The sequence below is a fragment of the Ruegeria sp. AO1 genome, from assembly GCF_056535985.1.
Genome location: NZ_JBQFJC010000001.1, coordinates 2,830,666 through 2,845,023 on the forward strand (window position 1 = coordinate 2,830,666; position 14,358 = coordinate 2,845,023).

Annotated in this window: 14 protein-coding genes; 5 read left to right on the forward strand and 9 right to left on the reverse strand. The window is 57.7% G+C overall.

Annotation, left to right across the window (positions count from 1 at the left end; genetic code table 11):
- The first annotated feature begins 90 nt into the window (after positions 1 to 90).
- Positions 91 to 2,277 carry an excinuclease ABC subunit UvrB gene (uvrB, locus tag ACR3FB_RS14055; protein WP_480565851.1) on the forward strand — a complete coding sequence of 729 codons (2,187 nt, stop codon included), beginning with the start codon at positions 91 to 93 and terminating at the stop codon, positions 2,275 to 2,277.
- A gap of 10 nt (positions 2,278 to 2,287) precedes the next feature.
- On the opposite strand, the gene ACR3FB_RS14060 is transcribed toward uvrB, so the two are convergent.
- Positions 2,288 to 2,935, reverse strand: coding sequence for a hypothetical protein (locus ACR3FB_RS14060; protein ID WP_480565853.1), 648 nt, complete (start codon positions 2,933 to 2,935; stop codon positions 2,288 to 2,290).
- 236 nt (positions 2,936 to 3,171) lie between these two features.
- Here ACR3FB_RS14060 and ACR3FB_RS14065 point away from each other — a divergent pair, with 236 nt between their 5' ends.
- The gene (locus tag ACR3FB_RS14065) at positions 3,172 to 3,879 is read left to right on the forward strand and encodes an ORF6N domain-containing protein (RefSeq protein ID WP_480565855.1); all 708 of its coding nucleotides are present in this window, start codon (positions 3,172 to 3,174) and stop codon (positions 3,877 to 3,879) included.
- 47 nt (positions 3,880 to 3,926) lie between these two features.
- Entirely contained in the window at positions 3,927 to 4,355 is a 429-nt protein-coding gene (locus tag ACR3FB_RS14070) for a hypothetical protein (protein WP_480565857.1), read from the forward strand.
- Positions 4,356 to 4,399: 44 nt separating this feature from the next.
- On the opposite strand, the gene ACR3FB_RS14075 is transcribed toward ACR3FB_RS14070, so the two are convergent.
- On the reverse strand, positions 4,400 to 4,690 hold the full coding sequence (locus ACR3FB_RS14075) for a hypothetical protein (protein ID WP_170468737.1): 291 nt from the start codon (positions 4,688 to 4,690) through the stop codon (positions 4,400 to 4,402).
- Positions 4,691 to 4,833: 143 nt separating this feature from the next.
- Entirely contained in the window at positions 4,834 to 5,253 is a 420-nt protein-coding gene (locus ACR3FB_RS14080; RefSeq protein WP_480565859.1) for an excalibur calcium-binding domain-containing protein, read from the reverse strand.
- Positions 5,254 to 5,362: 109 nt separating this feature from the next.
- On the opposite strand from ACR3FB_RS14080, the gene ACR3FB_RS14085 reads away from it, so the two are divergent.
- A complete protein-coding gene (locus ACR3FB_RS14085; RefSeq protein WP_480565861.1) occupies positions 5,363 to 5,845 on the forward strand; it encodes a HugZ family pyridoxamine 5'-phosphate oxidase in 483 nt (160 codons plus the stop codon).
- A 21-nt stretch (positions 5,846 to 5,866) separates the two neighbouring features.
- Here the strand turns inward: ACR3FB_RS14085 and ACR3FB_RS14090 are convergent, their stop codons facing one another.
- From ACR3FB_RS14090 to ACR3FB_RS14105, 4 genes are all read right to left on the reverse strand, one after another.
- Entirely contained in the window at positions 5,867 to 6,187 is a 321-nt protein-coding gene (locus tag ACR3FB_RS14090; RefSeq protein WP_170462743.1) for an antibiotic biosynthesis monooxygenase family protein, read from the reverse strand.
- A 111-nt stretch (positions 6,188 to 6,298) separates the two neighbouring features.
- Positions 6,299 to 8,584, reverse strand: coding sequence for a glycosyl hydrolase family 28-related protein (locus ACR3FB_RS14095; protein WP_480565862.1), 2,286 nt, complete (start codon positions 8,582 to 8,584; stop codon positions 6,299 to 6,301).
- A gap of 135 nt (positions 8,585 to 8,719) precedes the next feature.
- Positions 8,720 to 9,121: a DUF4864 domain-containing protein gene (locus ACR3FB_RS14100; RefSeq protein ID WP_480565863.1), complete on the reverse strand. Its 402-nt coding sequence runs from the start codon at positions 9,119 to 9,121 to the stop codon at positions 8,720 to 8,722.
- A 48-nt stretch (positions 9,122 to 9,169) separates the two neighbouring features.
- Positions 9,170 to 10,744, reverse strand: a complete 1,575-nt coding sequence (locus ACR3FB_RS14105) for a lysine--tRNA ligase (RefSeq protein ID WP_480565864.1) — start codon at positions 10,742 to 10,744, stop codon at positions 9,170 to 9,172.
- Between the two features lie 339 nt (positions 10,745 to 11,083).
- Here ACR3FB_RS14105 and ACR3FB_RS14110 point away from each other — a divergent pair, with 339 nt between their 5' ends.
- On the forward strand, positions 11,084 to 12,964 hold the full coding sequence (locus ACR3FB_RS14110; RefSeq protein ID WP_480565865.1) for a cellulase family glycosylhydrolase: 1,881 nt from the start codon (positions 11,084 to 11,086) through the stop codon (positions 12,962 to 12,964).
- Between the two features lie 128 nt (positions 12,965 to 13,092).
- Here the strand turns inward: ACR3FB_RS14110 and ACR3FB_RS14115 are convergent, their stop codons facing one another.
- Together ACR3FB_RS14115 and phhA are read right to left on the reverse strand one after the other, a co-directional pair.
- Positions 13,093 to 13,419, reverse strand: coding sequence for a 4a-hydroxytetrahydrobiopterin dehydratase (locus tag ACR3FB_RS14115; RefSeq protein WP_480565866.1), 327 nt, complete (start codon positions 13,417 to 13,419; stop codon positions 13,093 to 13,095).
- A 33-nt stretch (positions 13,420 to 13,452) separates the two neighbouring features.
- Complete coding sequence (gene phhA / locus ACR3FB_RS14120; RefSeq protein WP_480565868.1) at positions 13,453 to 14,253, reverse strand: phenylalanine 4-monooxygenase; 801 nt, start codon at positions 14,251 to 14,253, stop codon at positions 13,453 to 13,455.
- Between the last annotated feature and the right edge of the window lie 105 nt (positions 14,254 to 14,358).

Consider the following 14,358-nt stretch of genomic DNA (forward strand, 5'->3'; position numbering starts at 1 on the left):
CCGCAATTGTCGCAATTGCGTGCAATGGAAATGCCCCCTTGAACCGGAACAAAAACAGATCAAAATCAGGCGCGAAAGGAATCCCCCTCTATGGCCTATGCTCACTCCGACAAGACCCAGCTGACCTCAGAAGACGTCCGCGCCCGCCTCAAGCTTGAGGGCGGCAAGGCGTTCGTGATGCACACCGATTTTGCGCCTGCCGGAGACCAGCCCACAGCCATAAAAGAGCTGGCGGGCGGCGTTATGGACGGCGAGCGCGATCAGGTTCTGCTTGGCGCGACCGGAACGGGCAAGACCTTCACCATGGCCAAGGTGATCGAGGAAACCCAGCGCCCTGCCATAATCCTTGCGCCTAACAAGACGCTGGCCGCACAGCTATACGGCGAGTTCAAAGGCTTCTTCCCCGAAAACTCGGTCGAATATTTCGTGTCCTACTACGACTACTACCAGCCCGAGGCCTACGTGCCGCGCTCGGACACCTATATCGAGAAAGAATCGCAGATCAACGAACAGATCGACCGGATGCGCCACTCGGCCACCCGCGCGCTTCTTGAGCGCGATGACGTGATCATCGTCGCCTCGGTGTCCTGCATCTACGGGATTGGCTCGGTCGAGACCTACGGGGCGATGACGCAGGACCTCAAGGTCGGCAATGAATATGATCAACGGCAGGTCATGGCCGATCTCGTCGCTCAGCAATATCGCCGCAACGATCAGGCGTTTCAGCGCGGGTCCTTCCGGGTTCGGGGTGACTCGCTTGAGATCTGGCCCGCCCACCTTGAGGATCGCGCCTGGAAGCTATCCTTCTTCGGCGAGGAACTGGAACAGATCACCGAATTCGACCCCCTGACCGGAGAACGCGCCGCCACGATGGAACAGGTGCGGGTCTATGCAAACTCGCACTACGTGACGCCGAAACCGACGATGCAACAAGCGATCATCGGCATCAAAAAGGAACTCCGTATCCGGCTGGACCAACTGGTGGGCGAGGGCAAGCTGCTGGAGGCGCAACGTCTGGAACAGCGCACCAACTTCGATCTGGAAATGCTGGAGGCCACCGGCGTCTGCAACGGGATCGAGAACTACTCGCGCTATCTGACGGGCCGCGCGCCGGGCGAGCCACCCCCTACCCTGTTCGAATTCATCCCCGACAACGCGATTGTCTTCGCGGATGAAAGCCACGTTAGCGTCCCGCAGATCGGCGGCATGTACCGGGGCGACTATCGGCGCAAGTTCACGCTGGCCGAGCACGGGTTCCGCCTGCCGTCGTGCATGGACAACCGACCCCTCAAGTTCGAAGAGTGGGATGCCATGCGCCCGCAATCCGTCTTCGTCTCGGCCACCCCGGCCAAGTGGGAGATCGAACAGACCGGCGGCGTCTTCACCGAACAGGTGATCCGCCCCACTGGCCTCTTGGACCCCGAGGTCGAAATCCGCCCCGTATCCATGCAGGTCGACGACCTGCTGGACGAGGTGCGCAAGGTCGCCGCCGATGGCTACCGCACATTGGTCACCACGCTGACCAAACGCATGGCCGAGGACCTGACCGAATACCTGCACGAACAGGGAATAAAAGTCCGCTACATGCATTCGGACATCGACACGCTGGAACGTATCGAAATCCTGCGTGACCTGCGGTTGGGTGCCTTCGACGTGTTGGTCGGGATCAACCTGCTGCGCGAAGGGCTCGACATCCCCGAATGCGGACTGGTCGCCATTCTGGACGCCGACAAGGAAGGTTTCCTGCGCTCGGAAACCTCGCTGATCCAGACCATCGGCCGCGCCGCGCGCAACGCCGATGGCCGGGTGATCATGTATGCCGACAAGATCACCGGCTCGATGGAGCGCGCGCTGAACGAAACCAACCGCCGCCGCGCAAGACAGATCGCCTATAACGAAGAACACGGCATCACGCCTGCGACCGTGAAAAAGAATGTCGAGGACGTTCTGGCCGGGCTCTACGAAGGCGACGTCGACATGAACCGCGTCACCGCCACCATCGACAAACCGATGCACGGCGCCAATCTCGAAGCCCATCTGGACGGGTTGCGTGACCAGATGCGCAAAGCCGCCGAGAACCTGGAATTCGAAGAGGCCGCCAATATCCGGGATGAAATCAAACGTCTGGAAGCGGTCGATCTGGCCGTCGCCGACGACCCCATGGCGCGCCAATGGGCGGTCGAGAAAGCCTCGGAAGACGCGGTAAAATCGCGTGGTCGGTCAACGGCTGGCAGGCCGGGGCAGCGGGGTGGGAATGTGAAGAGACGGAAGAGGTAATAGTTTTGATTCAACTATTCTCGCATGACCGAACAAGGTCAGAGAATGAGTTAATGATTTTCTCATAGTCTACTGCTGACGCAGGTGTCGTTATCGACAGCTTTTGCGTGGGGGCATACTCGAGCCTAAGCGCTTCGCCCTGCATCTCATCCTCTAGAACTGTGTTCAACATAATCGCGAGAAACCGTTCTGCGGAGCCCTGATCAGGGAGTGCCTGTCGAGATGCCGCCCAATGGAAAGCCAATTCCGCTCGACGCTTCATGGTAAATAGCGTCCTGTTGCCTTGTCTGGTAATTCTCTCAATTTCACCAGCGTTAAATGCTATCACGTTGAACCAGAATCCTGTCTCCAGAGTTCCATCCAGACGCCCAAATACGTAGTTACAGGTTGTGTCGTCAAAAGCTGAGTTGACTATCTGGCCCTTTGGGCCATCCCACCAGCCTGAATAAAGCAAATTTGAATGCTCTATGTAAGCGGTCATGGGAGTCAGGTCGGATTGAACACTTGAAATATGGGATTCATCAAAACAGCTTAGGCGAGCTATGTCGTTTTCAATTTTCGCGCAATTTCCATGTGACCAAACCATTGTTGGATACAAAAAAAACCCAGCCCATAACGTGAAAGCTGATGACAGAATTCTTGGGTTTTTAATTTTCATAATCGATACCTGGCTTAATCGTACTTATGACAGTTTGAATTCGGCCAATGTTCAAATCAACAAATTTCTGTATGGGAATAGCAAGCGTAGGATGGGTTTCCAACCCATCACTCCGATACCCCTAAACGCATGATGGGGTAAAACCCCATCCTACACGCCACCCATCACTCCACCCTTGCAGCCCAGCGCGCACTCCTCCAGTTTGAAATCACAAATTGTGATTCCAAACGGCTGCCATGACGAACCCGAACACCCTGCCCAGCACGACTAAGGTCCAAAGCGCCATTCACCGGGTGCGCGGCACCCGCGTGGTTCTGGCCGAGGATCTGGCGCAATTCTACGGAAAATCCGTCAGCGCCTTCAATCAGGCGGTGTCGCGCAACAAGGAGCTGTTCGAGGGATACCGCTTTCAACTGACCGACGCCGAAGTCGCCGATTTGATATCACGGAATGTGATCCCAAAACCCAAGGGCCGCGGCGGGCGGCGGGTCAATCCGTGGGTCTATACGGATTACGGCGTGGCCATCGCCTCGGCCCTGTTCAAGGACCCGCGCGCGATCAAGATCACTCGGATGATCACCGAGGCCTTTGTCGACGGTGCGAACGCGCTGGCCGAGACCCCGCGCAGCGTACCGGAAATCCTGCCGCCCGAAGGTGCCCCCGCCCCGCTGCTGCCCAATGGCGCGCAACTGCGCGATCTGGCCGAAAACATCCTCGATTCCGGTAAGCAGAGCCTTGTTGACTATATCGCCAGCCCCAGCACCAATCGCAAACAGGCTGTGGCAGCGATCATGAAGACGCTGGCCGAAACCGCCAGCGAAGATGTCCGAACCCAGCAGGAACGCCTGCGCCTGAGCATTGCCCAGCGCCTGGCCACCGGTGACTATGCTGACGATGATGACCGAAAGCGGCTGCTGGACTTGTTGAATGCAATGAAGGGCTAGCCCGTCACACACTTGCCAAAGGACAATCTGCGGCTAGGTTCCTCTCCATGCGCTTTGTCCTGCTCTCACTGCTGCTCGGCAGCCCCGCCTATGCGTGGAACGCCACGATTGGCGACATCTGCACGCTGACACACGAGACCGAGGCAGAGTCGATCAGGCTCACCTACGATCCGGCGCAGCCGCTCTATACCCTCGAAATCATGCGCCGCATCGAAGGCTGGACGCAAACGCCGTGGTTCGCCATGCGATTTGAAGGGCCAAACCCGATTGAGATCGGAACGCCACGACACAAGCTGTCGGACGATGCGATGTCCTTGTTCGTCTCAGACACCGGCTTCGGCAACGTCTTGGATGGCCTTGAGTTCAACCAAACAGCCTATGCCTTCACGCAAGACCACCTGAGTGAATTCTCACTGGAAGGTGCAGCGCCAGAGGTGCGCAAGTTTCGCACCTGCGCAGCGTCGCTGCTCTCGTAGCATTGTCTGAAGTGGCGCGGATCGGCCAGTGGTCAAACGTGCGTTCAGCCTTTGTCCCAATGGGCAATCACGTCAAAGCCTGCTGGGGTTGGCGGCGCTTCCATGAACTCGGCGAAATGCCCCCAAAGCTCGGCCACCTTTGGGGCGTTTGCGTTTGAGATATCCTCGCTTTCGACCACCGAGATCACGTATCCGGTGCCGTCCTCGTTCATCACATTGGTAAAACAGTGCATGCCGGGCATGCCCATGATTTCAGATTTCAATTCGTTCATCTTCGCCGTGGCCGCCTCGCGCGTGCCGGGTTTCATTTTAAATTGAGTTACGCGTGCAAACATCTTTGTCCTCCCAAACTGGGCGAAATTGCCCGATGGAGGCACCAAACTGGTACCAACGCGGCGCATCATAGCATGAACTGGCAGATTCCCGCAGCGTCACAGGCCAAGCGGTCGCGGAGGTAACGACCCTCAACCCACGGGTTTCAAGGCTTGATGAACTTGGCGTTGCCCAAGGACCTTTGGTTGGCAGTTGTTTCGCGGGGCGTGGTCATACTTGGCGAGGGGGCTGTTTGGCGCTGCGCCACATCCGGTCCACAGGCCACTCCATCACCGTCGGGGTCGTTGCGCGGATGATAGCCCGCATAGCCTTCGTAAAACGTGCCGAACCCCACGGCCCGAGAGGCATCGCAACCGGCCAGCGCGATCAGATGGACCATGGCCTCATCCCGGCCATAGTCTGAAAGGCGCACGAACATGTTAAAGGAGATCAACGCGACGGTCAGCGGCAGGCACAGAACCATAAGCAGAATACGCACCGGAGAGAGTGCGCGTCGCCGGGCGGCTTCGGCCCGGCGCTGACGTTTGGTCGGCAAGGGTTCGTCCAGATTGGATTTGCGAAACATCATGCCATCGCGATACAGGGACTTTGTGGCGAAGCCGAGGCAGAACACGGCTCGCACACAAAGATCAGCGGGTATAGGATTACCCTCACGCTCACCAATGCGAGGCACAATGCCAACCAAAGACCCCTACCAACCGTTGGACGACACCGCCCGGGGCCTGATCCGCGAATTGATGGATGACTCGACCCATGCCGCGCTCGCCGTTCTGAGCCCTGGCACCGCTTTGCCATCAGTATCGCGGATTGCTCTTGCAACAGATGCCGAGAGGCAGCCGATCTCGCTGATTTCAAGCCTGTCGGATCATAGCCGGGCGCTACAGAACAACCCGGCCTGCGCCCTTCTGATCGGGGATCCAGGCCCTAAGGGGGATCCGCTGACGCATCCTCGGCTGACCTTGCACGCGACGGCTCGTTTGGTTGCAAGGGGAACGGCGGATCATGACAACCTCCGCCAGAGGTATCTGTCACTTCGCCCCAAGGCTAAACTCTATGCAGATTTCGCGGATTTCAGCTTTGCCCGCTTTGAGATTGAAGATGGGCTGCTGAACGGCGGGTTTGGCAAGGCCTACCGCGTAGAAGCTACAGACATCTGACCCCAGAGCACGGGGCCTACGTCAATTGAATGTCTCAGCCACGTCATACATGACCGGCTCGAAACTCTTGCACAGCTCATTGATCTTGCGGTTGCGGTCGCGCATTTCTGGGGTACGCAGCATGGCCAGAAAATCCTCGCGCCGTTCCCATTGCGAGTAGTTAGCAATACGTGTCTGGGCGTCGTTGACATGCAGGCCGGCCGATACAAATCCGGGCTGTTTTGAGATGAATTCGGAATAGGCATCCGTCAGCGCCTCAAGCAGGTCCTGACAGGTGCCGGGTGTCATCTCAAATGTCGTGATAACGGTCTGAACACTGGCGGTTTTGGCTATGGTCGGCATCTGAGTCCTCCTTTGGCTTACCCTCAGCCTAGCACAGGATTCCCAAACGTCTTGTCTTTCCTGTCACCCAAAGCGAAGCCGCCCCGATACAGGGGCGACTGGCTGCTATCGTCACTCTTCCAGACGCATCTGTACCGATACATCGCCGCTCAGGCTTTCGGCCCAGCGCAATTGGACGGCATCGCCATTGCTGCCCTGTTCGACATCAGCATAGGGAAAGGAATAACGCACCGACCCCAGCGCCGTTCTGAGCGGCCCTAGAACCGCCACCGCATCGCAACTGCGCGCCTTGGAGCTAAACGGCAACCGACCGTCCGAGTCAATGGTCCAGACCTGCGAGGCCGAGTTCTGGCTGTGTCGCACACGCAGCGGGTTTTCGACCTTGGCGTCAATACCGTGATAGGTGTTGTTGCTGAACGTGACGTTGATGTGCTGATCCGCATCCAGATCCGCAAAGGACGTATCCACCCGGTCGGCGCGCTCTATGTCCGTCCCGCTAGAGCGGAACTTGTTCCCGGTCACCGCCAGCCCGTTCAGAAAATGCCCCGGACCGTGCGGACGGATCACGATATAGCTGAACCAGGGCGGCGCCTCGCTGGAATAGAAGATATTGTCGGTGATGCTCATGGCGCTGAAGGAATAGCCCGAGACATAGGCGGGTGTCGTGTCACGCTCGTTCGTCCATTGCACAAAGCAATTGTCCACGTAGTTCTCGGCGATGGTCGAGCTGTTGTAGGTACCGATCATGATCAGCCCTGCGGTCCGCACCCCTTGCGGAATACTGTCGCCTTGGAAGAAGTGGTTACCAAGGATCATGTTGTTGTCCCCGCCGATAACCGCAAAATGCTTGAAGCGCACCGCCCGGTTGTGGCGGATCTTCACGTCGTTCGAGGTGGTGTTCAGCGCGATCGACTTGCGGTCCGGTACAATGAACGACTCTTCTGACGACAAGAACTGGCAATTGTCGATCAGCATCCCCTTACAGCCCGTGCCGATCGAGGTGATGCCGCGATCCAGCGGACGGCTGATGAAACAATCCGACAGGGAAAACGTGCTGCCCGCAGGTGCCAGACGGATGGCGCTGCAGCGGCCGTTGCACTGAAACTCGATCTGCTCCATTCCGAACTTGCGCAGCACTCCGAAATTGACGAAATCCAGCAGGTATTTGAAGGACACGAAGGTGAAGGTCTGGGTGCCTGCCGCGTCATACATCGGCGCGTTCAGCGTCAGCTCTCCGGCGCTTTCATCTTTGCCGCGCACGTAGATCTCGCGCCCGACGCCGCTGCCCTGAACCAGCGAACCGATGGGGATGTTCGCGACGTTCGCCACATTGGTCAGCCGGGTCGAGTCTGCCGGATCATAAGTAGCGACCGAGGTGAAGGTTTCGGTATCCCAGGCCGAGCTGCTTTTGACATCGAACTGACCGTTACGAACGACGCGGCGGGTCGAAAACCCCGGCTTGTTGGGAACGGCGGCAAACATGTCGATAGGGGCTGTCACTTCGATCTTGCGCCCGCCCAGGTCCAGCGATTCATGGTCCGAGTTGTTCAACAGTGACTGAAACGCTTTTTTGAAAGCCAGCTCTTCATTCCCGAACGCGGCAATATAAGCTGGCAGGTCATAGTTTTTCAGCAGCAGAAGCATCTTGTCGTCAGGCATCGTCACAGTGCCCTCAAACTCGACCTCCGAGGACAGGGTGGTGTTCTCGGCCAGACGATAGGTGCCTTGGGGTACAAAAATGCGTCGGCCCCCAGCGGCCTGATCCGCTGCCTCGAACGCGGCCGAGTCGTCGGCATTGCCGTCGCCCACAGCACCATAGTCGCGCACGTCCACACGGCTGATGATCTCACGCAGGAACACGCCCGTGACATCCGTAATCTCCAGATCATCGACGCGGATGACGGCCCCGTTGGCGCCCTCAATATCAATGCCGAAATGACCGTAGAGCGCACTGACACCCCAAGCCATGTCCACGCCCGGACGCTGACCGGTGCCCACAATGGCGGTGATCTCGGTCACTGCACCATAGCTTGTCAGCTGGGTGGCTGGGCCTTGCTCGATCACGCCTGTCAGATGGGTGTCGCCTGCTGCACCGGCCCAGGCAGCGATCCGCACCTCGGGCAGAGGGCCACTGATCGCCTTGACCCGCGCCTTGATCTGCAAATAGCACCCCGGCAGGATCTGAGTCTGGCCCATGTATCGCAGCTGTTGCGGGTTGTTGATCTTCAGGATCTCAAGACAGCCGCCAAAATCCGCATCCGACGGCACAAACCCCCCGGTGCCCGAGCCATCATAGGTCGGTGAACCCGGCGTGCCATCGCCCGCAGACCACACGCCCAGACCGTTTTCGAAAGCAGGCGGCATGAACACAATGCCGTCGGTGATTGCCTTGTTCATAGAAATCCCTTTCCTCGTCGCGCAGCCCAATGGTCGCGCGTTCAAAAGCCATGTTCAGGTCCATCCCGAACGCGACGATCTGAGTATCCAAAAGGGATTAACCGCCAGTCATTTGACCGTGACGATGCTGTTGCATCAGGCTGCGGGATCGGCGCGCCCAAGTAGCTGTACACCGTTAATCTTCCAGCCATTCTCCTGCTGGATCATCTGATAGTCGAGAATGTGAACCGCACCATCGCCATCGGTGATCATGACCTTCTGCCATAGCGCGCCTGCGACCTCGCGCAGTTCCAGAAACCGCACATCAGAGGGACGCCAGACCATGGGATAGCCATTGCGTACCATCGCTCCGAAATTGTCCGGGTTTCCGAAAAGACGCTGAATATTGGGGCTGGCAAAGGTAAAGGCCGTGGCGAAATCATCCGCCTTGAAGGCCTGAATCTGGGCCGCGATATTGGCCTCGATCTCGGCGCTCTGGGCAAACGCAGCCGAGGCCAAACCGGCGCTCAGGGACAGGGCGAGCAGTAAACGACGCATGGGGCTACCTCCTGATGGAACGGTAGCCCCATGCGGCATCAGGTCAAATCAGACCAGCTCTCCGGCCAAGGCCTTGTCGATCAGCGCGATCGTTTCCGGCACGCCATAGAGGGCAATGAAACCACCAAAACGCGGGCCTTGCGAGGCCCCCAAAAGCACCTCGTAGAGGGCGGTGAACCAGCCACGCATCGGATCAAACCGCTCGCGCCCGATGGAATAGACCACCGATTGCAGTGCCTCATCTTCGGCCGGGCCGTCATAGGCCTCGAGCGCGGCTTTCAGAGCCTCCAGCGCCTCTCGTTCTTGATCCGTCGGGGCTCGGTGTTTGCGCGTTGGTTTGACGAAATCGTTGAAATAGCGCACGGCAAAACCGGCCGCCAAGTCCAGATCGGGGTGGCTTTCTGCCGTCGCCTCAGGCGCGTAACGGCGAATGAAACCCCACAGCGCCTCCTTGTCCTCTGCCCCTGAAACCGACGCGAGGTTCAGCAACATGGCGAACGGTACGATCAGGGTCGATTCCGGCACGTCACCGCCATGAATATGCCAGACCGGGTTGTTCAGCTGCGCCTTCAGATCCTGCCCTGGATAGGCCCGCAACTGCTGATGATATTCATCATAGGCTCTTGGGATGACGTCGAAATGCATCCGCTTGGCCGTCTTCGGCTTTTGATACATGAAATACGACAGGCTTTCCGTCGGCGCATAGGTCAGCCATTCGTCGATCGACACGCCATTGCCCGACGATTTCGAGATCTTCTGGCCGTTTTCATCCAGAAACAGCTCATACGAGAAATGCTCGGGCGCGCGACCACCCAAAGCACGACAGATCGCGTCATATATCTTTTCGTTGGTGGCGTGTTCCTTGCCGTACATCTCGAAATCGACGCCAAGCGCAGCCCAGCGCGCGCCAAAGTCCGGCTTCCACTGCAGCTTCACGTTGCCGCCGGTCACGGGCACGGTCCATTCCTTGCCGTCTTCATCGTCGAATGTCACGGTGTAGGTCTCGGCGCAGACCTTCTTCATCGGCACATACAGAACCCGCCCGGTTTCAGGGTGGATCGGTAGGAAGATCGAATAGGTCTGCTGACGCTCTTCGCGCAGGCTTTTCAGCATGATGGCCATGATGGCCTCATAGTTGTCGACAGCGCGTTTCAGCACCTCGTCGAACTGACCCGAGCGGTAGAAGTCGCGCGCCGAATAGAACTCATACTCGAACCCGAAGGTGTCGAGGAACCGGCGCAGCATCGCGTTGTTGTATTCGCCAAAGCTGGGATATTCGCCGAACGGATCCGGCACCGAGGTCAGCGGGCATTGCAGATAGTCCTGCAATTGATCCGGGTTCGGCACATTGCTGGGCACTTTGCGCATACCGTCCAGATCGTCCGAAAAACAGATCAGCTTGGTCGGGATATCCGACAGGGCCTCGAACGCGCGCTTGACCATCGTGGTTCGCGCGACCTCACCAAAGGTGCCGATATGCGGCAGGCCCGAGGGGCCATAGCCGGTTTCGAACAGCACAAACCCCTTCTCCGGAGCGTTCTTCTGATAGCGTTTGAGCAACCGGCGCGCCTCTTCGAAAGGCCAGGCCTTGGACGACATTGCGGTTTCACGCAGTTCAGACATCAGATTTGCTCCATCGGGAAAAACAGCGCCGGTCGCGCTTTGCAACCGACCGGCCCCTCCTATTGTGCCGGTGCAGCATGAGTCAATAAAAGCGCGGGGTTTTTCTAGCGCCGCCCCCTGCAAATAAGCATAAACTCAGTGCACTGAACCATTTTGAATTCCTGGGCAACGCAGTAACCTTCCTAAAAGATACACTGCACAAGCACGAGGTGCCTGATGAACCGCCCAGATATCTTTGCTTTTTTGCTCATCCTAGTGGTTAGCATCGCATCAGGCCCCAGATCGGCAACGTCGCAGCCAAGCGAAGATGTGAAGACTTGGCCGAGAGGGGCGCTGCGGTTGGAAACCCCCATTCCCGACTTAAGTGCATTGAACCACCGGCCTGCCGGCCGTCACGGTAAGATACAGGCCGTCGGCGATGGGCTTTTCTTCGCGGATGGTACCCCGACCCGATTTTGGGGGGCGAACCTTCAAGCCTATGCCCTGTTCACGACCGAACCTCGTTTCATGCGGGCCCACGCCCAACGCCTTTCTCGGTTGGGCTTCAATCTGGTGCGCATCCACCACCACGACTCGCATTGGGTGCAGCCCAACATCTTTGGCAGCGAAGCGCAGACAACCCGCAAGCTCGATGCCTTCTCATTGAAAAAACTGGACCAATGGATCGCGGCACTAAAGGCCGAGGGCCTTTACATCTGGCTCGACCTTCATGTCGGTCGCAGCTTTACACCCGAAGACGGGGTCGAGGATTTCGAAGAGATCGCCAAGGGTGAGACCTCGATTCGCGTCAAGGGATTCAGCTACATTTCACCCAGTATCGAAGCGCTGATGCTTGAATTTCAGGACAAGTATCTACCACACATCAACAAGATAACCGGGTTGTCATACGCAGAAGATCCTGCGGTCATCGCCGTTATGATCACGAACGAAAATGATCTGACACATCACTTCGGAAATGCGCTGTTGCCAGACAAGAACGTCCCCCGGCATAACGCTGTCTATATGGAGGCCGCGCGCGAATTTGCCGTTGAAAAAGGCCTTGACCCGGAACTCACCTGGCGATCCTGGCTACACGGGCCGTCCAAGCTGTTCCTGAACGAACTTGAACGCCGCTTCAATGACCGAATGATCGAGAACATCGAAGCCACCGGGTTTGAAGGTCTGATCACCACAACCAGCTTGTGGGGCGGGATGTCGATCGCCGGGCTGCCCTCTCTCACACGCGGCTCCATGGTTGACGGGCATAGCTATGGAAGCTCGGGCGAAATTTTTTACGACCCAAGAACGCAGTCCGGCTTTCTGGATTGGCTGGCCATCGGACAGGTGGTTGGAATGCCGTTCAGCATTTCCGAATGGAACATCGGCGAATTTCCCAGCGACGACAGGTTTATTGCACCGCTCAATGTCGCCTTGCGCGCAGCCCATCAGGGGTGGGACGCCCCCATCGTCTATGGCTACGCGCAGCAGCCCTTGAATGGCCCGCTTCGCCCCACCAACTGGAGCATGGCTGAAGACCCCGCGATGATGGCCATGATGCCGGCGGCTGCTCTTCTCTATCGGCAGGGTCATGTGCGCCTTGCGGACAAGACCTATGCCCTTTGCCCCGATCACGAGGCCTTTTTTGGCAGTTCGATAACCCCAGCATCCTCGGTCGGGATACGAACAATCGTCGAGCAAAGCAGATTGGTCACCTGTATGCCAGACACGCCGGCACTGCCTTGGCTGCAAGCCTCGGTCCTGGAGGGGCAGCCATATGAAATACTCGATACCGAGCGCTCTTACCTGGAACCGGACGCTCAAACCGTTGCGGCGGATACTGGTGATTTTTATCGGGCATTCAACGATGGCCTGATTGTCATTGACACGGCCAAGACCCAGGCCGCCGCAGGACACCTTTCGGACAAAACGGTTGCCACCACGAATGTGGCTTTCGAGGTCGAGAACCCAACTGCGGCTGTTGTTGTCCAAAGCCTTGATGATGAAGAGATCACAACTTCAGGACGCATTCTGGTCTCACTGGCCGGCCGCGCTGTTCCGGAAGAACTCTCCTTCCGGATCGAGCCTTTAGTCGGACGGCTTCAGATCAAAGCACAGCCTGAACTGACGCTTCGCTTCCCCGACCAGAGAAAAGCCGCCGTGGGAGCACACAGCTTTCAGGACGGTATGCATGTCATTGACCTTGAAAAATTGGGCACCGGGAACTGGTTTTATCTCGAATAAAAATCCGGGGGCAGCATGAAACCCGTGCGCAACCACATTCCAATTGAACCGCCCAACGCCCCCTCCTGTCGTGTCGGTGCAGCATGAGTCAAAAAAAGCACGGGGTTTTTCCGAAGGCAAAGGCCGTTTTAAGCGGTCAACTGGTCCAGTTTCGCCGCCCAGATAAAGTCATTCTCGCTGAGCCCGCCGATTTCATGGGTCGTAAGCCTGACATCCACATAGCCCCAGCCGAATGAGATATCGGGATGGTGGCCCTGCTGATCCGCCAGCCATGCACAGAGATTGGCCAGATATGTCGCCTTAGCGAAACCCTTGAACGCGAAGTGGCGGCTTAGCTCGGTCGATCCAGCGTTCAGTGCCCAGTCCGATGACAGCTCGCCCATATGAACATTCGCCTCGTCTGCCGTCAGGGCTGGAATGCCGCCGGAACAAGGTACGCACGTACGGTCTGACAAGTTGCAGGTTTGTCCTGTTGTGGTCATTTTCGATCACTCCGCTGCTGTTGCTTTGGGTGGGAACTTGTTGGGCAATAGACCGAGCGACTGCGCCTGTCTTACATCTGCCAACAGGTCCCTGTCGGCCGCGGCGAACAGCGCCTCGGGGTCTTGCAGAACAAAGTAGCCCATCTGGTGCATGTCGATCCGGTATGGAGTACGCAGGATCGTCAGCACGTCGAACGGGTCCCGGTCCGGCATATCACTTTCGACCGCATAGACAAGTTCAGTGGGCGAGGACGCCAGCCCCGATCCAAGCGCTTTGATCTCACCGTCTTGCCACCGTAACCCGAACTCGATCGAGAACCAATAGAGCCGGATCAGCCAAGCATAGTCCTTCGGCCCAGCCTGCACCCCGGCCTTGCCGATGGCCTGACTGAACGCCGCAAATCTGGGATCGCTGAGCAAGGGCGTATGCCCAAAGATCTCGTGAAAGATGTCCGGCTCCTCAATATAGTCGAAATCCTCGCGTGAGCGGATAAAGGACGCTGCCGGAAACACCCTGTCAGCCAGCATCCCGAAGAAGGTCTCGAACCCGATCAGAGCCGGCACAGGCTGAACCCGCCATCCAGTCAGGTCCAACAAACGTTCCGAGATATCCGTGCAGGAGGGCACACGGGTCTTCGGCAACTCCAACCGTTTTAGGCCGTCCAGATAGTCACGCGCCATGTATTTCTGCACGTTGTCCTGCTGCGCCGAGTAGAGATCAGCCCAAACGGCGTCCTCTTCAGCCGTATACGCGATATGACCCTTCGCATCGGCGATTTTAGCGCGGTATTTCGTTGATTTCGGCATCTTCTCCTCCCCTTCGCAGACATTCTATTCAAGCGAGATGGCGAATTCAGTTTCTCTCGGTGGAGAAATCGACTAAAGTTGAATGGTTCATTTTATTTTGGGGGG